The organism is Paenibacillus sp. FSL R7-0189, assembly GCF_037969925.1.
In the GTDB taxonomy this organism is placed as follows: domain Bacteria; phylum Bacillota; class Bacilli; order Paenibacillales; family Paenibacillaceae; genus Paenibacillus_AQ; species Paenibacillus_AQ odorifer.
Genome location: NZ_CP150223.1, coordinates 1,523,678 through 1,546,555 on the forward strand (window position 1 = coordinate 1,523,678; position 22,878 = coordinate 1,546,555).

At 43.7% G+C, this 22,878-nt stretch carries 15 protein-coding genes and 1 riboswitch; of the genes, 2 read left to right on the forward strand and 13 right to left on the reverse strand.

What is annotated here, in order from left to right; all coding sequences use genetic code 11:
- Positions 1–459 precede the first annotated feature (459 nt).
- The 5 genes from MKY63_RS06570 to MKY63_RS06590 all read right to left on the reverse strand — a co-directional run bounded on the left by MKY63_RS06570 (position 460) and on the right by MKY63_RS06590 (position 9,437).
- Positions 460–1,188: an ECF transporter S component gene (locus tag MKY63_RS06570; RefSeq protein WP_036684891.1), complete on the reverse strand. Its 729-nt coding sequence runs from the start codon at positions 1,186–1,188 to the stop codon at positions 460–462.
- A complete protein-coding gene (locus MKY63_RS06575; RefSeq protein WP_038568779.1) occupies positions 1,170–2,840 on the reverse strand; it encodes an ATP-binding cassette domain-containing protein in 1,671 nt (556 codons plus the stop codon). The genes MKY63_RS06570 and MKY63_RS06575 overlap by 19 nt, the downstream gene beginning before the upstream one ends.
- Positions 2,813–3,703 (reverse strand): energy-coupling factor transporter transmembrane component T, encoded by an 891-nt coding sequence (locus MKY63_RS06580; RefSeq protein ID WP_076098685.1) that lies wholly within the window; start codon positions 3,701–3,703, stop codon positions 2,813–2,815. The genes MKY63_RS06575 and MKY63_RS06580 overlap by 28 nt, the downstream gene beginning before the upstream one ends.
- A complete protein-coding gene (locus MKY63_RS06585; protein WP_038568777.1) occupies positions 3,703–4,692 on the reverse strand; it encodes a DUF4430 domain-containing protein in 990 nt (329 codons plus the stop codon). Before MKY63_RS06585 ends, MKY63_RS06580 begins: the two co-directional genes overlap by 1 nt.
- 71 nt (positions 4,693–4,763) lie before the next feature.
- A complete protein-coding gene (locus tag MKY63_RS06590) occupies positions 4,764–9,437 on the reverse strand; it encodes an S-layer homology domain-containing protein (RefSeq protein WP_339812130.1) in 4,674 nt (1,557 codons plus the stop codon).
- A 163-nt stretch (positions 9,438–9,600) separates the two neighbouring features.
- Positions 9,601–9,802: riboswitch (cobalamin riboswitch) on the reverse strand.
- Between the two features lie 342 nt (positions 9,803–10,144).
- Between MKY63_RS06590 and MKY63_RS06595 the strand changes: the two genes are divergently transcribed.
- Complete coding sequence (locus MKY63_RS06595; RefSeq protein ID WP_036684883.1) at positions 10,145–11,866, forward strand: cellulase family glycosylhydrolase; 1,722 nt, start codon at positions 10,145–10,147, stop codon at positions 11,864–11,866.
- A 70-nt stretch (positions 11,867–11,936) separates the two neighbouring features.
- On the opposite strand, the gene MKY63_RS06600 is transcribed toward MKY63_RS06595, so the two are convergent.
- The 8 genes from MKY63_RS06600 to MKY63_RS06635 all read right to left on the reverse strand — a co-directional run bounded on the left by MKY63_RS06600 (position 11,937) and on the right by MKY63_RS06635 (position 20,623).
- Complete coding sequence (locus tag MKY63_RS06600; protein ID WP_036684881.1) at positions 11,937–12,230, reverse strand: hypothetical protein; 294 nt, start codon at positions 12,228–12,230, stop codon at positions 11,937–11,939.
- A gap of 20 nt (positions 12,231–12,250) precedes the next feature.
- Positions 12,251–12,823: a hypothetical protein gene (locus tag MKY63_RS06605; RefSeq protein WP_036684879.1), complete on the reverse strand. Its 573-nt coding sequence runs from the start codon at positions 12,821–12,823 to the stop codon at positions 12,251–12,253.
- Between the two features lie 192 nt (positions 12,824–13,015).
- Complete coding sequence (gene arcC, locus MKY63_RS06610) at positions 13,016–13,966, reverse strand: carbamate kinase (RefSeq protein ID WP_036684877.1); 951 nt, start codon at positions 13,964–13,966, stop codon at positions 13,016–13,018.
- Between the two features lie 36 nt (positions 13,967–14,002).
- The gene (locus tag MKY63_RS06615; RefSeq protein WP_063829824.1) at positions 14,003–15,268 is read right to left on the reverse strand and encodes a tetratricopeptide repeat protein; all 1,266 of its coding nucleotides are present in this window, start codon (positions 15,266–15,268) and stop codon (positions 14,003–14,005) included.
- A gap of 33 nt (positions 15,269–15,301) precedes the next feature.
- Positions 15,302–16,843 (reverse strand): hypothetical protein, encoded by a 1,542-nt coding sequence (locus MKY63_RS06620; RefSeq protein WP_036684876.1) that lies wholly within the window; start codon positions 16,841–16,843, stop codon positions 15,302–15,304.
- An 89-nt stretch (positions 16,844–16,932) separates the two neighbouring features.
- Positions 16,933–18,363, reverse strand: coding sequence for a DUF1116 domain-containing protein (locus MKY63_RS06625; protein WP_339812136.1), 1,431 nt, complete (start codon positions 18,361–18,363; stop codon positions 16,933–16,935).
- Position 18,364: 1 nt separating this feature from the next.
- Complete coding sequence (fdrA, locus tag MKY63_RS06630; RefSeq protein WP_094903003.1) at positions 18,365–19,909, reverse strand: acyl-CoA synthetase FdrA; 1,545 nt, start codon at positions 19,907–19,909, stop codon at positions 18,365–18,367.
- A 3-nt stretch (positions 19,910–19,912) separates the two neighbouring features.
- Positions 19,913–20,623, reverse strand: coding sequence for a DUF2877 domain-containing protein (locus MKY63_RS06635; protein ID WP_143766179.1), 711 nt, complete (start codon positions 20,621–20,623; stop codon positions 19,913–19,915).
- 541 nt (positions 20,624–21,164) lie between these two features.
- Here MKY63_RS06635 and MKY63_RS06640 point away from each other — a divergent pair.
- Positions 21,165–22,862: a PucR family transcriptional regulator gene (locus MKY63_RS06640; RefSeq protein ID WP_038568767.1), complete on the forward strand. Its 1,698-nt coding sequence runs from the start codon at positions 21,165–21,167 to the stop codon at positions 22,860–22,862.
- Positions 22,863–22,878 lie beyond the last annotated feature (16 nt).

The window sequence follows — 22,878 nt, forward strand, 5'->3', positions numbered from 1 at the left end:
ACACAATCGACAAAAACAGGCGATACCGGTATACCGGAACATCGCCTGTTTTTATAAGTTTTCACCTAGGAGCATCGCTACTAGGTATATTCTCTTTTCAGTGGTTTGTCACAGTGGCTTGATTCGTAGCCACTAGTTCCCCTCCCCCTTCCGGTAAAAACCGAAGCGGGAGGCGTTGAGCCTTTAGTTTGTGTTTGTGTTTGTGTGTTGGTGTTTTGGAATTCGCGCTGATAGCAGCGGAGAGAACGGACTGATTGTGGAAAAGCGGAGCGTTCGCCCGAAAGCTTTCCGAAGGAAAGCTCACTTCGTAAGCATATGCTGTGTCCGGATTTTACCGTTGAGGTTAAAAATTCAAAAAAATCTGGACACAACAGCGATTGGAACAATAGTCCGTTCTCGGAGCGTCCGCCAGCGTAAAAAGCCCACAGCGCACAACGTCCAAAAGCTAACACCAAGAACCTAAGGCTCAATCAACCCATATTTCGTTTTTATCCGATCCAACTTCTCAATCATAGGATTAGCAATAAAAAACAAAAATACCACCGTCGAGATCGCATGCACCATATCAAACCAAAAACCTGAAATATAAGTGGTCATTAAAGCCGGCCAGGAGAACTCTGAAGTGAACATCATCAACGAGCCTATATTGATAATGCCTCCGTATACGAAAAACGTCGCTAAGCCTCCGAATATACATAGCGAAAGCTTATTCTTTTTAAGCAGACCCTTCTTGAAGAAAATGCCCGCCAGGAAGCCAATGATGCCAAAACAAAACATTTGCCAAGGCGTCCAAGGACCCTGCCCAAAGAAGAAATTCGAGACAAAACCTGCAACAGCGCCAACCAGAAACCCTGCCTCCGCACCCAAGCTTACCCCTGCGATGATGACAATAGCAACCACTGGCTTAAACTGCGGCAACATAAAAAAGGCTGCGCGTCCCGCCACGGCAATGGCTGCTAACACTGCTATAACAATCAGCTCCCTCGCCTGCGGCTTCCGGTTCTCGAACACCATCGCAAAAGGAATCATCGTATAGATAACTATTAATAGACTGATAAAATAATACTTCCGATCATTTAGCACAAAGATGCCTAATAAAATCGTAGCTGGAATGACTATGAGGATTAGTAGTGCCGCTAATAAAGTTCGACGACTCAAACGACGATCCGTTATCTGCTTCTTTGACATAAATCAATCACACCCTCTATCGTTACTCCCTCATTCCATACATGACGCGCCATACGGTTGGCGGCCGTTGTATAGAAGCTGTTTCCCGCAAAAAACTTCTGTGCTTCATTCGTAGTGATGATACTTCCATCAAAAAACATGGCGCAGACCTCAGCATACTTAGCACAAAATTCAACGTCATGCGAGACCATTACAATAGTAACGCCTTCGGCATTGAGCTTTTGCAGGAATACGGCTAGCTTCTCTTTGAAGGGTCCATCCAGTCCTTTGGTCGGTTCATCCAACAGCAGAATCTTTGGTTCTAACAAAAGGACCTTCGCCAACGCTGCACGCTGTTGTTCTCCCCCGCTGAGATCATACGGATGCATGGAGAGGAGATGTTCCAGTTCTGCGAACTTAACCACAGCTTCAACTCTGGCGTTTTTTTCTTCCTTCGTCAAAGAGAGCTGGGATAACATTTCATATAAATCTAGCTCGACTGTTTTTTTCACAAATAAGGTTTGCGGATTTTGCGGGAGGATACCCAGATTGTTAGTAAACAACGCTTTGGCATTCATCTTCGCAGGGTTGCTCCCGCCGATAAGAACTTTCCCTCTATAAGGCTGAAGGATTCCGCTCATCAGCGACAGCGTCGATGTCTTCCCTGTTCCATTCCCGCCAACAATACAATAAAATTGCCCTTGCTTCACTTCAAACGACAAATCTTTAATGACATTCGGCCCATTTTTATCATATTTAAACCATACGTCCTTAAACTTTATGACTACAGGGCCGGCTTCTTTCGTGCTAGGCTGAGTTTCTGCCATCGTTGCAGGAGTCTTACCCTTTAGAAAAGCATCCAACCATTGGCGTCCTTCCTTTACAGTAACAGGCCACACTAAGTCATGATCTACTCCTGCAACAATCTGCATCGGTGAGGGCATGGACAGAAACATCGGATGGTTCAGCTTACATAAAACCTCGCCCACCTTTTGCGGGGGATCATCAGCTATCACAGCTCCCTCATTCAGCACAATCAACCGATCTGTAAGCGGAAGAACATCCTCTAGACGATGCTCGGTCATGATCACGGTTGTTCCCAGCTCACGATTTATTTTTTTGACCGTCTCCAGAAAATCGGAAGCCGCAATAGGATCTAGCTGGGAGGTAGGCTCATCGAGGATTAGAACCGAGGGATGCATAGCCATTATGGATGCTAAGTTAAGCAGCTGCTTCTGGCCGCCTGATAGCTCGGTCACACTTTTATGAAACCAGGTCTGGATCCCAAAAAAACTAGCCATTTCCGCCACACGCAGGCGAATCGTAGAATTATCGTACCCTAAGCTCTCAAGCCCAAAAGCAAGCTCATGCCATACTTTATCTGTCACAATTTGATTGTCCGGACTTTGGAGTACATAACCAATTTCCGCTGCCTGTGTGCGTTGATCGATCTCCTCTACAGGTTGACCCTTATAATAAATTGCCCCTTGGCGATTGCCATGTGGGGTTAGGATTGTTTTCAGTTGTCTAAGCAGAGTGCTTTTGCCACAGCCTGACTTTCCACAAATGGTAATGAAGTCTCCACTTTCAATCGTAAGATTAATATTCGAAAGAGCCGCTTGCTCTTGTTCAGGAAAAGTAAAGCTTAGTTCTTCGATTCGATAGATTTCCATTTCATTTCCTCCACCATATTGATGAGCACTGGGATCATACATAACGCAAAATAAGCGATATATATAAGAATACTAAAAGGTGTAATTGTGCTCGCTTTAATCGACGGATAGAATCTCATGGTGTTCTCACCCAACACTGCCCCTACGGCTACCAGCGCAATTAAGCCTGTCATGATCAAGAGAACTACTTTGTCTCGGGCATCTAACCGAAAGATAGAAAAGCTTGTACGGCCCGGCAATCCATACCCTCTCGATCTCATGGAATCCGCTGTCTCAATCGCATTTTCCAAAGCCCAGGTGGTCATAATGGAGAGAATCGTAATCCCATTCCGCGCACGCGCGAGGAGATTTCCCTGTGAGACATCCCGGCCTATACATTTTTGAGCATTAGAAATCACCTTGATTTGCGCTAAATATCTAGGAACAAAACGAAGCACCATCGAAAAAATCAACGACAGTGCCGGCAGTATTTTTCCGAATATATAAATAAACTTATCCGAGGTCATCACGACGTTATAACAGGAGAACCAAATAATTACCGTCACAAACATACACGCCGCTGCCACGCCATAAAGAATCGATTCCTTCGTAATGGGGTTCCCGTTGTTTAAATAGAACAAGATCGTTACCCCTTGATGATTAAAAACAGGATTCATCACTGCCATAAATAGCAGAAAAGGAATCATGTAAAGCAGATTAAATCGGATGCCCTTTTTTCCTTTTAACATAATTGAGTAGGCTACAGCACTACTAAGGGCGATCACCTGAAATATAGGATGCATAAACACCATGCTAAACAGCAATACAACAACAAAATATAGAAAATTCACAAACGGATGAAAGGTAGAAAAGCTATCCTTCATTATTTCTGAGCTCCTCCTGTGGCTACATACCCACCTACATCTCGACCTAGATCACAAGTGTATACCCAATCAATGACATCGCCATCTTTGAGAACATAACGGCTACTGCCGTAGTTAGGGAACCAGCCATTTACTTTGTACATCCATCCACTGAGCTCTCCAGCATCAAATTCATACAGATTATTTATGCCTTCAATATAATTACTGTTATAGATCGGCGTCATGCTAAATTCCATATGGATTTTATTCTTCTTCATTTCTCTTAGTAGAACATCAAACACAGACTCACCTTCATAAAAGGTTACCTTCTGCGCTTTATAAATGATACCATCTGCCGGCAATACTTCAAGCTTATCCTCATTAAAAATATCCATGTTATCTAAAATTGTTGCCGCTGAGACGGACAAGGTAGCCGTTAATTGCTTCTTCTTATCTACTGTTGCATCTTGCCATTCCACTGGTTTAGGTTTCCCGCTCGGCACTGGATCGGTAAGAAATTTATCCTTTTTCGGTTCCTGCTTGGTTTCTGTTGTCGCTACTTTTGAATCAGGTTTTGTTACGGGTTTTGCCGTCGCTTTCGTTTCCGGCACGGGCGTTTTAGCCGCTTTCGGCGTTGCGGTCGGTTGCTTCGTTGCAGCAGGTTTTGTTGTTACGACCGGTGTTACAACTTCTGTTGGTGCTGCAGTTCCTGTTGGTGTTACAGCTTCCGTTGGTGTTGCCGATTCATTTGGTTTTAGGGTTTCAATGGGCTTAGCTGTTTCACTTGGCGTAGCTGACGGTGTTATCTCTGTTGTCTCAGTAGCGATTGCCTCAGTGGGTTCAACATCAACATTTGTTGCGGAAGCAGTGTTCTCTGGCTCTATAACCTGTGTCTCAACGCTACTATTAGCGACCTTGTTTGGGCTCTTCTGGTAATCCCCGCCCCAAAAGAAGGCGATAGCCAATACACCTATGATTAGTATCGCTGTTAACCATTTCTTCTTGTTCATTTCTCTAGTCCCACCTTAAATAATAAGCAAGGGTATACACGCTACCCTTGCTTATCTCTCTAAATAAAATTCTATTTGACGTCTGTCATATCATAAAGACGTGTCTGGCCATTAACGAGCCGATCATAGGAAACCAGTGCATACATCGCCTGATCCGTAGCCATAAGATCTACTTCTCCTGGTTGCGCGCCTCCATTGCCTACTCCACCCTGCTTCACGTGATAAAAGCCACCTTCAGGTGCAGCAAAACTAAGCAATGCGTCTACTGCGGAATGTCCATTTTTAATAAATCTGGAATCCTTATGCGGGTCAATACCAAGGCCAGTTAAAGCTACAATCACCTGAGCGATGCTTTCGGAATTTGTAGATTCCCAGCTTGCAAAACCACCGTCTGCTGTCTGTGTTTTGGATAACCAAGCAATCCCCCGGTCCACAGCAGCTGTTACTTTGGCGTTGGTTTTGTAATAAGGCGTTAAGCCTTGAATGACCATCCCCGTGATATCTGGATCAGCCGCTGTAGCATTACTGCCTAGTGCCCATCCACCGCCGCTGATCTCTCTGCCCAAAATATAATCAATGAGCATCTCTCTAGTCGTCTGCGTCTTTACATCCTTAACCACTGGAATGTCGTAATGATTACTGTCCAGTGCAATGAGAGCAAACACAGGTCCATTAATACCTTGCTTAATTACAGTATCAAAATCCGCGAGCGGTTCCAGTAGGTTATAACCCGCCACTTTATCAATATTTTTGTTGATTGAAGTTAATGCCAAAATAACTCTATCATATTCCGTATATTTTACGCTATGCAGCTTCCCTGATTTTTCTTTAAGAGTCGCTTCTACATTTGCATAGTACTTAGTGTAATAACTATCTGGAACCTTCACACCTGAACGTGCCAGCCCGAAGACTGTCCAGTCCCCGCCAACCGAGGAGATGACCGGGTTTGTTACTGTTTTTTGCAAAAAGGCAGCTGTGTTCTGAATGTAAGAACTAACTGCTGTATTCTGAATAGTTGGACTAACCACTTTGTTCCCACTCTTATAATCATGGGTTCTAGTAGCTACAACAGCCGCCATTTCTCTGGTTACTAGCTCTTTAGGCTTAAATTGATTATCATCACCTAACATCAAACCAGTCGCAACAACGGTCTCTACATCTGCTTTGGCCCATGCCGATACTGTGTTGATATCTTTAATCGCTGTTCCAGGCTTCGTCGCCGGGATGGCCAATGCTCTGACGATAATTGCGGCCATCTGCTCACGAGTAATCTTGTCATTCGGCTTAAATTCATTATTAAAGCCTGTGATTAGACCTGCCTTATGCGCAGCATTCACATATGGATAGAACCAATCGCCTAGAGCGACATCCTTATAGGTAATGCCTTTATCACTCTTAATATCAAGTTCTAATGCAGAAACGAGAATCTTAGTGAACTCCGCTCTTGTGATATAAGCCTTCGGATTCACCTGACCATTGTTCCCTTGGATATATCCTTTTACTGTAGCTGTTTCAATCGCTGAATAGGCCCAGGAAGAGATCTTATCAGCATCTGTATACAGTTGTTTAATATCATTCGTATTCTGGGTAGGATCCTTAGGAGTCACTGTTGGAGATGGACTCACATTTGGATCACCACTGCCTTCCGGAGTAGCTCCCCCACCAGGAGCCGGACTAGCACCAGGCTTAGGCGTTGGGGTTGGGCTCATCGTTGGTATCGGTGCATTTAGATCCACACCCAAATTCGTAGTATAACGCCACTGAATTCTGTCCCCGGCACTTAGGTCATATGAAGATGCACCATAATTAGGATATTTCCCATTCACATTATACATCCATCCACTGCCGCTGCCATGGTCAAATTCCCCATCACCAGCTATGGATTCAACATATACACTTCCAAAGTCACTGTTCCAGGAATCTCTATAGTCGATACCGCGGCTATCCAGCACTCTTTTTAGTACAGACCACACTGTGTCACCAGATTGTAGCTCTACCTGTACAGATGGAACAACATATCCCTTATTAATCGTAAGCTTATCCACGGACAGGATTACATATGGTTTCGATGGAGTGGTTCCGCCACCATTGTTGCCGCCATTTCCTTCACCATTTCCACTACCATTACCTCCGCCATTACCGTTACCACCGTCGCCGCCAGGTGTTTGTACTGCACTGGAAGCATAAGCAATGTAGTCAGTGAAGTGATTGGTTTTTACAATTAAATCATTTCCACTATCATAGGCATACTCAGACTTACCGCTTGCAAAACCTAAGTCATCACTTGCAAATTTTTGAATGGCATGAGGAGTGCCATTTTGAATATAAGCTGCATCTTTTCCTTTAAGGTCCTTAAAGGTTAACGTAATAAATTGACTGAATTCTACTCTTGCACTACCACCCATGGAAAATGTTTGAAGAATGTTATCAAGCTTCTTGTCCCCGGGAATAATCTGATTCACACTATCTTTTAGTGCAGATTCTCCACCGGTTAAAGCTGAAATCAGTTCAATTGCAGAGGCATCCCCACTTGTAACTTTTGCACCCTTAGGAATGACTACAGATACGTTACCTTTTATGGCCTCTATCTGAGGAAGGTCGCTGTTACTTGGTAAATTGACACTAACCTTCGATTGATTTCCCTCCGGAATAGCTACTGTGATTTCTTTGTTGCTATCTCCAGTGCTGATCGGAACGATATAATCATTAGCGTCATTTGGGATTTCAACTTTCGGGTTCTCCCCAGAAGGTAACGGAAATTCTTTCGGACCCTCTGGTTGCCCAGGCCCCGGTTCTTCTGGTTGTTCCACTTTCACATCATTCATATCAAAGAGACGGTTGCTATGATTGATCAGACGATCATAAGACACAAGTGCATACGTACCTTGGTCCGTTGCCATATTGTCCACTTTGCCTGTGAGGATATGCTTAAATCCACCCTCAGGTGCAGCAAAGCTAAGCAGTGCATCAATAAGCGAATTTCCACTTTTAACAAATCTAGCGTCCGTGTGCGGATCTACGCCCACACCAGTTAAGGCTACAATTACCTGTGAGATACTTTCGCTGCTAGTGCTTCCCCAGCTTGTAAATCCGCCTTGATTGTTTTGGTTATCGGACAGCCATTGGATGGCCCGATCCACGGCGGCTTTTACATCATCTCGGGTTGCATAATAAGGTGCAAGAGCTTGCATCGCCATCGCAGTCATATCGACATCGGCTTTGGTTACGCCTAATGCCCAGCCACCAGCTTCTTCTGTACCTTTTTTAACCTCTTTATCTAAAATATACTGAACTAGTTTTTCTCTTGTGGTCTGTTCTGTAACTCCATCAACTACAGGGATCTCATAGTTATGGCTATCTAGCGCAATCAGAGCAAAAATCGGACCATTATTGCCTTGCTTTTGGATATATTGATAATCAGCGAGTGCTTTTCTCAGATCATATCCCGCAACATTTGTGATATCTTTTCCGATAGAGGTAAGCCCTAGAATCGCTCTGGAATTCTCTGTGCTTTTATTGGCGTCGAGTTTTCCATCCTCTTTAATGATCGATGCTATTTTCGTCGCTACATTGTTGTAATAAAGATCGTAATAACCGTTAGGTACTGTATAGTTCGCCCGTGCCAGAGAAAGGATCGACCATTCTCCACTACCTGTACCAAACGACGGATTCTTTACAGTGTTTAGAATATAGGCAAGGCTTTTATCTAACTGTTGTTTGACGGCAACTGTAGTTTCCAGTTTGTAAGTAACTTGATAAGTTACATTTGTTTTGTTTCCAGCTCCGTCAAGAGCCGTTACAGTAATTGCATTACTGCCTGAATTCAGAGAAGCTTTGTACTCCCCATTCGCAGGTGATAAAGTAACACCATTCAGCTTCACTTCTGGAATGATGTCACTATATACATTGTCTGTGACAGCTACTTTGAAGCTTATTTCTTTATTGGATACTTCCTGTTTATCTTGTATGCCACTTACTGTAATAACAGGGGGTTCTATGTCTAATGCATGGTTAAGCCCTACAAGTGCATGATCTACACTTATTTGAGAGCTTGCCATATTTTCGAGCACGGAATAGGCTTGATAAACTGCCGATTGTACTACTGGTCTGTCCAAAATAGTTTCTTTATTAGGGTCACTGTTAATCTCGGCGATTTCCGCAGTTAAAGCATCCTTATTGGCAAGTTGAACTGGGATTTCTCCCCAGCCGCCAAGATCAGAACCATAGCCATAAGTGGTGAACTGAGTTCGAATGATATCACCGTCTTGAGGCTTATAATCGGTCATCCCAAACGGAGGAAACACATTATTTACTGCATACATCCAACCCGACATGGAAGTATAGTCAAACTGACTTAACCACTCTGGGTCTGCTTTAGTGCCGACTGTATTCCCATCAGCTGAAATCATATCTAAAATATATTGTGGAATATTGACTTCGCTTCTGCCACTATCTTTAACTTCTGATAAATAAAAACCACTATCTATATTTCCTAAATATCTATAATTCCCATCTCCTAGCGCACGTGTTATTAAAGATGCGCCATTATCGCCTTCATAAATCGGAACTTTAATAGGTTCCTTAATATACCCTTGGCCTACGGTGAATTTCTCTACGGCTACAGTTACGTACCCTTTAAGAGTAGAGCTTGCTCCATTTGCTTGAGCCGGGATAACACTTGTAGAGAATGTCGTGATAAATATAGCTACAATGAGTAACCACGCTAAAAACTTATTTTTCTTCATTTTTCCATAACCCTTCCCTTCATACCTATGATAAAAAACAGAATAAACTTTTCTTATAACCACAAAAAAACCACTCAACATAAACGTCAAGAGGTTAAGATAGTGAACCACAATAATAGATGGCCAACACTATTCAAGCACCTCTCTATCGATCGTAGAGTTTGATGGTGTAACAGAAAAAGGCAGATATTCTGGCTCAAGTATCATCACCCTTACTGCCTTCCCAGTTTCCCAGTGGCATTTTGCAAGGGCTCCTCTTTCACAGCGGCGGGACCGCGCGGGATTCACACCCGCTTTCCATTTAACCAATCTATGATTGTACTTCCGCAACATTCATAGTTGGCACCTATTTCTAATTTTAAATTTTCATGCTTCATCATATCTAATATATATGCTTTTGTCATGTTATATTTCTTTTTTGTATAACGGGCAGCTAGAGATAATCCTATTGAATAACCAATTTCTACGAGTAGGGATATTTAAATAATTTCTTTATCCAACTGTGGGGAAAATTAATTTAAATCACTAATTCTTATATGAATTTGCCACAAATTAGTAAGGTACTCGCTGAGTGAATTCTATGTTAGGGTATATTCAGAAAGCGTTTACAAAAATAACATTGGAGGTGTTCGTGTTCATCTAACCACCAAGTACAGCGTCAAAGCCAGGTCCAAGCATCCTAAATTTATCTCACAAAGGAGAATTCAATGACTACGCGAATCCAGAAATCCTTCTTATCATTGACACTTGTCACCGCTCTTCTGCTCTCTCTGTTCTCATCCATGGCTGCAGCTGCAACTAAGGATGAGCAACAAGCTAAGGCAGCGCCAAAGAGTAAGATCCAATCCTATGTAGACGAAATGCAGCCCGGATGGAACCTCGGTAATACTTTAGATGCTACAGGTGAGGACGAAACCTCCTGGGGCAATCCTCGTGTGACCCAAGAACTTATTAAAAAGATCGCCGCTCAAGGCTATAAAAGTATTCGGATTCCTGTGACCTGGGATACTCACATGGGTGCGGCACCAGACTATACCCTAGAAAAAGCCTACCTCGACCGTGTGGAAGAAGTTGTCGGCTGGGCACTGGACGCCAAGCTTTATGTCATGATTAATGTCCATCATGATTCCTGGCTATGGGTAAGCCATATGGAAGAAAAACACGATGAAACGCTGGCGCGTTATAATGCAGCCTGGACTCAAATTGCCGATCGCTTTAAGGACAAATCAGATAAGCTGATGTTCGAGAGCATAAATGAGCCTCGGTTCACCGATGGTGGAAGCACAGACGAAGCAAAAATGGAGCAAATGCTTACTGAACTCAATAACTCCTTCTATCAGATCGTGCGGAAATCCGGTGGGAAAAACGACCTCCGCCCACTTGTATTGCCTTCATTAGAGTCTTCACCTACACAAACAAGAATGGATCATCTCTATAAGACGATTACGGCTCTAAACGATCCGAATATTATTGCGACCGTTCACTTCTATGGCTTCTGGCCTTTTAGTGTGAACATTGCCGGTTACACCACATTTGAAAAAGATACAAAAAACGATATCACTCAAACTTTTGATAACGTTTACAATACATTTGTAGCTAAAGGCATCCCTGTCATCGTCGGCGAATTTGGTTTATTAGGTTTCGATAAAGACACAGGTGTGATTGAACAGGGCGAGAAGCTTAAATTCTTCGAGTATCTGACTTATTATTTGAAAGAAAAGAAAATGACTTCCATGCTCTGGGATAACGGGCAGCATTTCAACCGTAAAATTTATAAGTGGTCTGATCCTGAACTCCACAATGTATTAATGTCTGGTCTGAAGGAGCGTTCCTCCAGCACCGAAAGCGATTTGGTCTACCTAAAAAAAGGTGCACAAATCAAAGATACCAAGGTTAAGCTAAACCTGAACGGCAATAAGCTAACCACCATTAGTGCCAACGGAAAATATCTGACCAAAGGTAAAGATTACACATTAAATGGTGAGGAGCTCATCCTCAAAGCCAGCCAACTCAAAAAGCTCACAGCTTCCCAAAAATACGGTGAAAATGCCGTGCTGACTCTGAAATTCAACAAGGGTGTTGCGTGGAGGCTTAAGGTGATTGTGTATGACACAGCTAAATTAAGCGATGCAAAAGGCACGACTGAATCCTTTGCCATTCCGACCACCTTTAATGGTAACCAGCTTGCCACAATGGAAGCTGTATATACCGCTGGTGGCAATGCAGGTCCGCAGGACTGGACTCCATTTAAGGAATTCGGCAATACCTTCTCACCTTCTTATAACACTAAAGAAATCAAGCTGCTTCCCGCGTTCTTTAAAGATGTTAAAGACGGCGAGGTTATCCTAAAATTCCACTTCTGGAATGGTGATATCATCACCTACAAGATCACGAAGAGCGGAGCAAACGTTGTAGGAAAGTCCTCTTAAGCATACGTCCTGTTAACAACACAAATAGGGGTGTCCCTACGCGGGAACACCCCTATTTGTATTGTACCCATCACATATAAACCTCGTCATACGAAATTATCATCAACCGATAAATTAAATAAACGCCAAGATAGGCTCCGGTAATAAGAAACATTGGATTTAAAAATATCGCATGGATCGAGGTCATAAATACAGCATGATCCCTTAATATTTCGTAAATCGCCAAAGCGGAAATATTTCCAAAGATAATCGCACTTAAGACCGAAGCAACATTGAATACCATACGCCACTTTATCGATTTACCTTGTAACATCAGCATGACAATGGGAACAATAATACTACCAAGTACGATTAGAAATTTCATCCAGTCACCTCGGTAAATTTTTAATCGTCCAGTTCCACGCTTTCGATTTGTCCGTCTGCATTTACCGTCCACTCGATTTCAACGCCATTATTTAATCCGAGCTTGTCTTCATCTTCAATGACTATATGATCAGGAATCGTTAAGGTTTGCTCTTTACCGCCCTCCACTTGAACGGTAATCTGTTTATCCTTAACCGCAGTGATCCTTCCGTCATATTCAATCTGCTGCAAAACAATCTTTTGATTCTGATCTGTAATGGTAACCCGCTTGCCACCGTCGCTTAACAGTTCAACCTTTTTATGATAGCTATCTTTTAACGAAACATCCTTGATAACTCTCTGAATGCTCACTCCCTCTGGAAGTTCCCCAGTATTTGAACCGGGTGACGCAGATTGTTCTGTTGCGTTATTCGTAGGCGCAGGTGTAGTAGCTTCTGCAGAAGGTGCTGTGGTTTCTACTTGAGCCGTTGGAGTAGCCACTTGAGTCTCATCCGCTGCTTTAGTGCATCCACTTAACAATACCGTACATGCACAAATACAACAAAGAATTGTAGCCCTGGTAAAACGTTGTGTTGTTCCTTTATTCGATCTCATCTTTTACCCCCGCATTTTAATGTATTCTTTTTTATATAGTGGACATAGTTTTACCTCTTATCTTCCTTTTATTCACCAGAATATGGCCATCTGAAAGCAGCAGTTGAGTAACAATTCATGAACATGTCAAAAAACCGCCCTGATTTAGATCAGTGGCGGTCTCCATGAAATGATGAGATAAATAAGATCATATTAATTTACAATATGTGTGCCAGCCTGTTGACTCATCGCAGCTTTCATATTTTCCGGATTAGTAATGATAACTCTACGTCCCTCCTTTTTCAAAAAGCTAAGACTTGCTTCAATTTTAGGCTGCATACTTCCAGCAGGAAAATGACCCTGCTCCGCATATACCATCATTTCTGCCGCTGTAACTTCTTCAAGAGCCTTCTGCTCAGGCGTACCGAAATTTACACATACCTGAGGAACTCCTGTTGTAATAATCAGCGATTCTGCATCGATCTGTTCGGCCAGCAGACTTGTAGCAAAATCTTTGTCAATGACCGCATCGATACCTTCGTAGGTATTATTTTCGGTTTTGATCACAGGAATCCCGCCTCCGCCAACAGCGATCACCACATAACCCGTCTCAATGAGTGATTTAATGACGTCTTTTTCAACGATATCAATCGGCTTAGGCGATGGAACAACACGGCGGTAACCACGACCTGAATCCTCAATGATGACCCAATCTGGCTTGGCACGCTTCATCTCCTCTGCTTGCTCAAGCGTGAAGAAGGAGCCCACTGGTTTCGAGGGAGACTGAAAATTCGGATCATTTTTGCTAACCTCGACCTGAGTAATAACTGTGGCAACCTTCTTGTCTAATCTGCGGTGAATGAATTCATTTGTTAAGGCCTGCTGAATTAAATAACCTATGCCCCCTTGCGTGCCCGCCACGCAATTGACCAGCGGAGTAACATCCATTCCAGTAACTTCCGAAGCCACCTCGCTTCGTCTCAGCTCGAATCCAACCTGTGGACCGTTGCCGTGAGTAACCACCACATCGTTGCCTGCTTGCACCAGATCAGCGATATTGACAGCAATTTCACGTACTGCCTCAGATTGATCCTCTATAGAATCGCGGCCATTGTCTTTCACCAATGAATTACCGCCAATGGCTACAACTATAAATTTACTCATTCCATTCCTCCTGACGGATCAGTTGATCCTCATTGATTAGCGTTTAAGGGCCAGCTGAAATTGTTCCTTCGCGGAGTGAAAATCCGGATTGGCAGGATTATAGCTGATAGCAATATCTATTTCTTGAATGGCCATTTCATGATCACCAAGTAAACCAAGTGACTGAGCCTTATGATGATGATATAAAGGATTGCTCGGATCGTTAGCAATTGCGTTCTCAATCGCCTCAACTGCCTCTTGATGCCGGCCAAGTGATCTCAAGCTGTTCGCCTTATGGAATGAGAAATCATACCGGGCAGGCTGCTGTTCCAGGAGCTGATCCATAACTTTGACCGCTTCCTCATGCCTGCCCAACTCTCTTAAATAATTGGATTTATGATAGCGGAAGAAGCTTTCGCCAGGATCGCGTTCTATCGCTTTGTCATACTCTGCTAATGCTTGCTCGGATCGCTTCATCATTCGGTAGGCATTTGCGGTATAGAAATAGAAATCAAGGTCATCCGGATCAATAGTAAGTGCCTGTTGATAGGCTGCCAGAGCTTCGTCATATCTCCCGAGTTCCCCTAAGAAGTATCCTTTATAGTAATAGAAATCTGAATTATTACTGTCCACTTGCATTGCATGTTCCATAACCAAACTTGCTTTCCGGAAATCCTCTGCCCGAGCTAGCTCTTGAGCGCTTTGAATACTTGGATGAATCGTTAGCTTTTCTTTATTGAGAATACGGATGACCCTCTCCTGACCCAGCTCTTCTGCATGCTGCAACGATGATTTCCCGTCACGATCCGGCAAATGAACATCCGCTCCAGCATCCACCAACAACTGAATAATATCGGAGTATAAACGGCCACCATTCCCGAGAATTACTGCCTCCAGCAAGGCAGACCATCCCAGATTGTTCATATGGTTAACTGCAACACCTGCTTCCAAGCATTTCTGAACAGTTCTTAGATACCCCTTCTCGCTGGAGGGAAGCAGTGTAGTTCCCCCAAAACGATTTACACTGGTTGTATCCGCACCTGCGGCAAGAGTTAAAGACAGAATCTCATGAAATCCATTGGCACCGGCACACAGGTAGGGTGATAACATAGTGATATCTCTTGCATTCACATCACTGCCTGCTTCAATCAGCTTTTGAGCGAGAGGAATATGATTTTTTTGCGTTGCCGCCATCAGCGCAGTTCGGCCACTGGCATCCTTATGATGAACATCGGCACCACGAGCCAAAAGCTGTTCTACGGCAGCTAAATCCCCGCGATCCGCTGCTTGAATTAAATCTTCTGACAGAGTTTGATTAGTCATGGCTTAGCTCTCCTATTTCTTTTTATCAATTATTTATTCGGATTGCAGCTTGTTCGCTGGGTCACGAAGGTCTGAAAAATGCTTATAAACAAATAATCCTGCCACCATCAAGTAGGCGTATACGAACGGCATAAGTGAAGCTTGAGCAAATCCAACAGTCGGCGCGTGAATGATTCCAAATAAAGATAGGCCAGACGCGATTACAGCAAAGACAGCAGCCCGCAGTGGTTTATTCAGGATAGAGAAAATAGTGATGGAGCCCCAAATCAAGCTGCTAAGCGGTGCACCATTTCCTAAATGCATCAGGCCGTTGTAATAAACCCCTTTGCTTAATAAGAGATCAATCCCCACCTTGGAAGCCGAAGTTTCAGCCGCATTAAAAATGTTGTTCGCAAGCGTTAAAGCCCAGTTGGCGATCCATGGGAACAAGGTGATAAAGATAACGGGCACTTCATTTTTAGGTGTCTCTCGAACCACCTGATTCGCCGTAACGACCCCGACATAGACCAGAATCGGAACAATCGCCACAACAGGTATGATAGACAACAGCAGTGCTCCTATGCCAAAGAGACAAATAATTAACATGGAGAAACCAGAAGCTATGGTATAACCAAGTCCAGCCCCAATAGATTTCCAGCCTGCATGACCAATATACACAGTTACCGGGAACGGATTACCTGTGAAAGCACCAATACTTGAAGCAACCCCATTCGTTAGCATAACGTTACGAGTGTTATAAGGGTCTCCGGCAGCATGTGCGCTCTCAATATTTTCAAGGTCAAAAATATAATTCGCCAGTCCCAATGGAATTGCAGAAGCCAGGTATGGCAAGGCATGCGGAATCCCTTGAATTAAGCTGGTAATATGCACCTCAGGTGGATTAAACCCAAGTGTTGAAAGAGCCGTTGTGATCGCTTCTGGATTCTGCAAGCCGAATATCCAAGCCAGCGCGGTTCCAGCAATCAGCAGCAGAAATCCTGTAGGAATTTTTTTGAATATCGGCGATTTGCCAAACCAGTTAATAAAGATGATCACAAGTACAACAAAAGCAACCACTGGTGTTTCGAAGGATTGTAGCATCGGGTTCATGGCCAGCAATAACAATCCAAGTCCAGATAAACAAGATAAAAGTACGGTTCTTGGAATAACCTTACGCAGCACATCTCCCAGAAATGAGCCGACAATAAGGATCAAGGCTTCGAACAGACACCATACGAGACCAATTTGCAGCGCAAATGATGCATCATTGGTTTCTCTAAATACGGGAATTAACACTAGAAAAGTTACCGTAAAAATCGATGGAGCACTAGGTCCTGAAGGTAATGCGGTTATATCCGTTCGACCTGTTTTTTTGGCTAGCTGATATCCAAACCAGCCATAAGCAATACTTGCGATAAAAATCGCGAGTCCAAACGCAGGAACGACTCTGCCGTAAACCATACCTTCCGGAAATCCTACTACAAAAATTAACAATGAAATCATCGTAAGCAGATTGGTTAAATTGTTAGCAAGCAGCCCGAAAAACGCGGCCCAATCTCCCTTTTTCCAGAACATCTTCATAAATACTTGATCCATAATAAATCTCCCCCTAGATCGTTAGCGCTTACATACCAATGGCTTATGAAGCCCTCAGACCCTTGAATAGGCCTGAAGGGCGGGTGGTTCTATGAATGCATGCTCTGGCTAAAAGCGAGAATGGCTTGCTCGAAACACTCGATTGGAGGATGAGTGATTCCGGCTCCAATCATTCCGATGCCCGGATCCTTATGGGCAATAGCCGTGTTGATCACTGGCATAATGCTGGTTTGACCCACTTTACGAATATCGATTCCAGTAGGAATTCCGCGGAAGTTCAATAAAGGAATCGTCACATTTGGATTCTCCGTCGTAGTGATTTCCTTCATTTTCACAGAATAGTTCATGGCATCATCTACGGTTCCCCCAACTAATGCTACAATCGCCGGCGCGGTTGCCATGGCGAAGCCACCTATACCATACGTTTCGGTAATCGCACTGTCTCCGATATCGAGTCCCGAGTCTTCCGGCTTATACCCTGCAAACATCGGTCCGACAACCTTTTGCGCAGGACCGGTAAACCAGGTATTGCCTGGCATTCCACTGACACGAATACCAAATTCCACGCCATTGCGGGCCATCGTTGTTACGATGGTGCTATGCTCGATGCCATGGGCAGCATCAAGTGCACATTTACAAAGAGCCATCCAAGTTGGTCCGGAGAAATAATCACTCATTGCCACAAAGTCGAACACTTCGATTTTCTGCTCATTGGTATAATCCGTTCTCAGGATAAGCGGCGTTAATGCCTGAATCAAAAGAGTCGTTCCAGCGTTGTTGCGGTTATGGCATTCATCTCCCATATGGAGCGCCTGTGATAACATGAGCCGCAGATCAATGCCGTTCTCAGAGAACTTCATCGCCTCACGCAGCATCGGTCCAAGCACATCTCTCATCCAGATCAAACGGGCAACGACCGTTTCATCGTTTGCACCCATCCGCAAGATTTTCGACAGTTGCTCACTAAGGTTCGTATAAGCGATGTTGCCATACGTTTTATTCTCTACAATGTGCATAAACATAGAGGCTGAGGTTACTCCTGCCATGGAACCCACACAATTATGCTCGTGACAAGGGGAGAACGTAATCTCACCTGATGCCGCTAGTTCGGCAGCTTCATCGAGATCCTTCGCCAAGCCCTCAAAGACCAAAGCGCCGGTAACTGCACCTTTCATGGGACCACTCATCTTATCCCAAGTAATCGGAGGTCCTGCATGTAATATCGTAGTCTTAGTCATCCCTGGTACGACGTTGATCGCTTGGTCAAAACCAACCAATACCGGTTGTGAATTCACGATTCGCTCTACAGCCAGCTTGTTGGCAGCCTCAATCTTTGCAGCAATCCCCTCTTGCTCTAACGCATCCAGTGCGGCAATTAATTCGGGCTTACCTCCACCAGGTGGCTTCCATTCCAGATGGGTTACGTTGCCTTTTTGCTTCAGGATATCACCCTTGAACATTTCTAGGCCGACATTGATAACGTGAAGTTCACTCTTAAATAACTCATTAATTCTGCTCATGTTATACTCCCTTCTCTACAAAACCTCTGGCAAGAAGTCCTGCATTCGTATTACTGCTTGCATAGGTAACGCCCGCGGATACCAGCTTATCAAGCTGTTCTTGGACGGAAGGTGTATCCAGATCGGTTCCAAGTACATAGCCGACGATCTCCAAATGTCTGCCTTCTTGTTCCGCTGCTTGCTTAGCCTCAATAATTGCAGGCACCATAACACCTACTGGATCCTCATGTGATCCATAGCCTAATACAAAATCCATAATGATCACGCCCACCGCCGGGTCCTTCGCTTCCTGCTTGAATCTGGCAATCCGTGAAGAAGGATCAATCATCGGATGTGGTTTGCCGTTAGTGAACCCATCATCCCCAAAGTCAATAAACGTATGCGCTTGGCTGATATGGATATCACCCAGCTGATATTCTGGATCTTTTGGAATGTTGCTATAGACATCGTCGTATTTCTCCATCGCTAGATACATTGCTTCATCACATAAAGTACCGCCGCAGAATAACCCACGAATATACTTCTGTTCTGGCTTCAGCTTGACCTTAATCTCTTCAATCAGCGGAAGGTTTAGCGGATGCTTGTCAATTTGGCTCTCATCGATGCCGGATAGAATTACCGCCTTTAGCGCGGCTTCTTTGGTTGTTTTGGCAAAATGCCCACCTGCCTCCAGAACAGCTTCCTCCGTTCCTCCGATAAAGCAGACTACGACAGGCTTATGCATATTTTTGATTTCATTCAGCACTTTTTGTTCCACACTTTTAGCTGGGGGCTTGGAAATCAACACAATGACCTTAGTGGCTTCGTCTTCGTTAAGCGCTTTCATAGCATCAAGCATCATTACTCCGCCGACACGTTCACTTAGGTCTCTGCCGCCTGTGCCAATCAACTGTGAGATGCCTCCGCCAAAATCGTGAATCCGCACGCTGATTTCCTGACTTCCTGTGCCGGATGCACCCACGATGCCGATATTGCCTTTACGAACTTTATTGGCAAAACATAAGGCCATATTTCCAATGATCGCGGTTCCGCAATCCGGCCCCATCATCAGTAATCCACGCTCATGTGCTATTTTTTTTAATTCAATTTCGTCTTCTACGCTTACGTTGTCACTGAACATCATGACATGGAGATTATTCTCCAGCGCTTTTCTTGCTTCTCTGGCTGCAAACGCTCCGTTGACTGAAATCACTGCAAGATTAGCTGCTGTCCTATTCTTCACTGCCGACTCAATTGTTGGATATTTAAGCTCTGTACCGCCAACTGCACTGTCTTTTTTAATAAACAGCTCTTCGATTGCTCCAAAGGCAACTTCAGCCAGCTCAGGGGATGCTGCTTTGATTACGATCATCAGGTCACTATTCTTAGCTTCCTCTAGCTCAGGGGTTATCAGCCCTACATTCGCTAATACCTCTTTATTCATTTGAGTAGCCATTGCGATAAAAGCTTGTTCGACACCCTCTATTTGATTCGCTTTGGTCGACAACGACATGAGCGAGACGGAATCAAAGTATGTGTTTCTTTTAATTACTATTTTAGTCGACATATCTTACCTCCAACGTTGTTCTAGATTAAGATCCAAACCGCTAATGATCCCCAAGGCAATATCTGTTCCGGAAGAAGAACCTATATCCAGCACTGCCGATAAGCCAAGAAGCATATTTTCCTTACTCTCATACATGAGCGAATGCAGCATCTGACCCATTGACTCTCTCACCTGACCCCAAGCCGCTTTTTTCAGAGCCATATAGCTTATTTCATTCGTTAATTCAGCTGCTTCGTTCACGACTTCCCTGCACCACGGCTGGTATTTACTAATAGGACTCTGAGGCAGATGGATCACAGCAAACAATCCAACTAAAAAATCATCTCCCGACGGAGTCAGACCTGGGCCTAATCCAATTAGTCGAATTGCATAATGAGCAGCATCTTCCATGCTGTCATTCGCCAAGGCATTCAGAAGACCTGAAGATCGCTCTTCCAGCAGTCGCATCGTTTCTCTCTCAAAGCAGCTAGAACCCGCAAACTGCTTCATACCGCCTGGTTTTCCATAGCTATTGATATAAGCTTTTGCCACAGCCAAATTATCTCTTAGCGTCTTTACTTCTTTTGGAAAAATAGATAGAGAGCTCTGCCAAACTGTCAGTTCCTTGATCGATATTGAAAGCTTAGTGCCAATATATAATTGATCATTCTCCGCAAAAACTTCTTCTCCCACAACCAGTCCAAGAACCGAAAAACTACTAACCTCTGTAATCAAAGTATTAGGCGCATTATCTACCCTACTGCTCGCAATGGTATATAATTCATCAGTTGCCTTGCACCTTACATTTATCGTCCGCTCAAATATGCTGTGTATATTTCCGAAAAATCTTGATTCTCGAATCCGATGAAAGAACGCGCTATCACTGGATATCCCAGCTTTTAAATAAGAGGTACACTTGCTCTGAGAATACTCCGTTTGATCGCCCCCTTGAGAAGGAAGTAGATAATGGTTTGGTCACTTATTGTCAGGTTATCCTATATAGAAAGCGTTCTCATAAAAAAACCGTAACGGTTGATGATGAATGATAGAAGATGTTACACTCAGTTCATAAAATTCCAAGAATGATGAAGATTGAGCTGCTTTCTGTGTGAAAAAGGATATTTTTGTGAAATATATCACAGTTTAACGGATAAACGTTACCTGACACCCTTATTGTAGTCCTCCGTACACTGGGGGTCATCATACAAGAACACTAAAAACAACAAGTAATCACTATGCACATTGCACAATGGGTGATGATGAGAGGTGTGAATTGATGCTAACGATAAAAGATATCTTACAAATCAAATCCATCGAAGGCATAAAGATCGTTGCGGGGCATTCTGGCCTAAACAATCAAATCTCCGTAGTTAATATCATCGAGAATCCGGACGTATTTGACTGGCTGACCTCGAACGAGCTGCTTTTATCCACCGGCTATATCTTCAAAGACAGCACGGAGCTGCAGAATAAATTCATTCATGAGCTGGTGGAGAATAACTGTGCAGGACTCTGCATCAAAATGAAGCGATATTTCGATGCTATCCCGCAGAACATGATCGAGCTTGCTGATAAGCATGGACTTCCGCTACTAGAGCTCCCTTTTGAATACACCTTGTCCAGAGTCATTGCGATCATTAACGAAAAGACCAACGCGGATTACGATGCAGTGAACCGACGTTCGCTCGACCTTCATAATGCGCTGTTCAAAATCGCGCTCGAAGGAGGCGGTATTGAGCAAATATCGGCGGAATTGTCCGACACGATCCATAACCCTGTTCTTATATTAGATAGAGACTGGAACCTACTCTGCTATACAGATCATAAGGATAACCCATCTCCACTTCAGGAATTCCTGCCACTGGTGAAGAACAGGCCTGTTTTTCCAACAGAGTTCACGGTAGCTTTCCCAAAGTATATTACTGAAATCAAAAAATCCATCAAACGCACCTACTATTCTCAGGGACAGCCGTACAAGTGCTGCATTATGCCGGTTTCTGTATCCAGTAATGCTTACGCGTATATCGTCGTTCTGCAAACGGTACGCAAGCTGGTTGAATTTGACTACACCGCGTTAGAGCATGTATCCACGATGCTTGCACTGGACCGGATCAAAGCCAAGGAAATCGAAGAGGTAAAGCATAAAATTAGGCAGGACTTCTTCGACGACTTATTAGCTGGCAATATTACTTCAACAGAAACACTGCATTCCCTATCTGCTATGCATGGGCTTAAAGTTAACTATGCGTATTACTGTACAGTTATCCATGTTGAAGCTACACAGCTGGAAAACTACACGGACATGGTTTATAGAAAATATGAAATGGAGCATATGGTCAAAAAATGTGTCAATTTGATCTATGGCTTGTCCAGTAATGCAGGTGGAGAGCTAATCTGTTACTATCGCAATCAGCAAATCATCATCTTGATCGGCAAAAATGAAAATAAACCGCCAATTTCCGTAAGCGATACGAAAGCCTTTGCTCAAGAGGTGCTGCAGTTGCTGGCTCAGGAAATGACTAAAAATCATTTTCTCATCGGCATTGGCAGTCAGTATAAGACACTTGCTTCGCTCCATCGAAGCTTCTTCGAGGCCCAGGAAGCTATGCGGCTCATGCAGCGGTTTAATAAAGACAGCCGGAGCATTGCTCACTTCGAGGATTATTCTGTCTATCATTTTCTGGATTCCAATATTAAGCCTACGGAAATGGAGACATTCTTTAACAAAGTTCTGGGAGGCATTCATGAACATGACCAGACGATGAACACGAGATTCATGTCTACCTTGGAGTATTATTTTATGTACAATCAGAATGTAACCGAAGCCGCCAAAGCGATGTTTATTCACCGCAACACCTTTATTTACCGGATTGATAAAATCAAAGATTTGCTAAATATAGATCTGAAAAACTCTGATGAGTTATTCGAGATTCAACTGGCACTTAACCTCTATCGATTGCTGCAAAGGGGTTAAAATAACGAAGGGTATT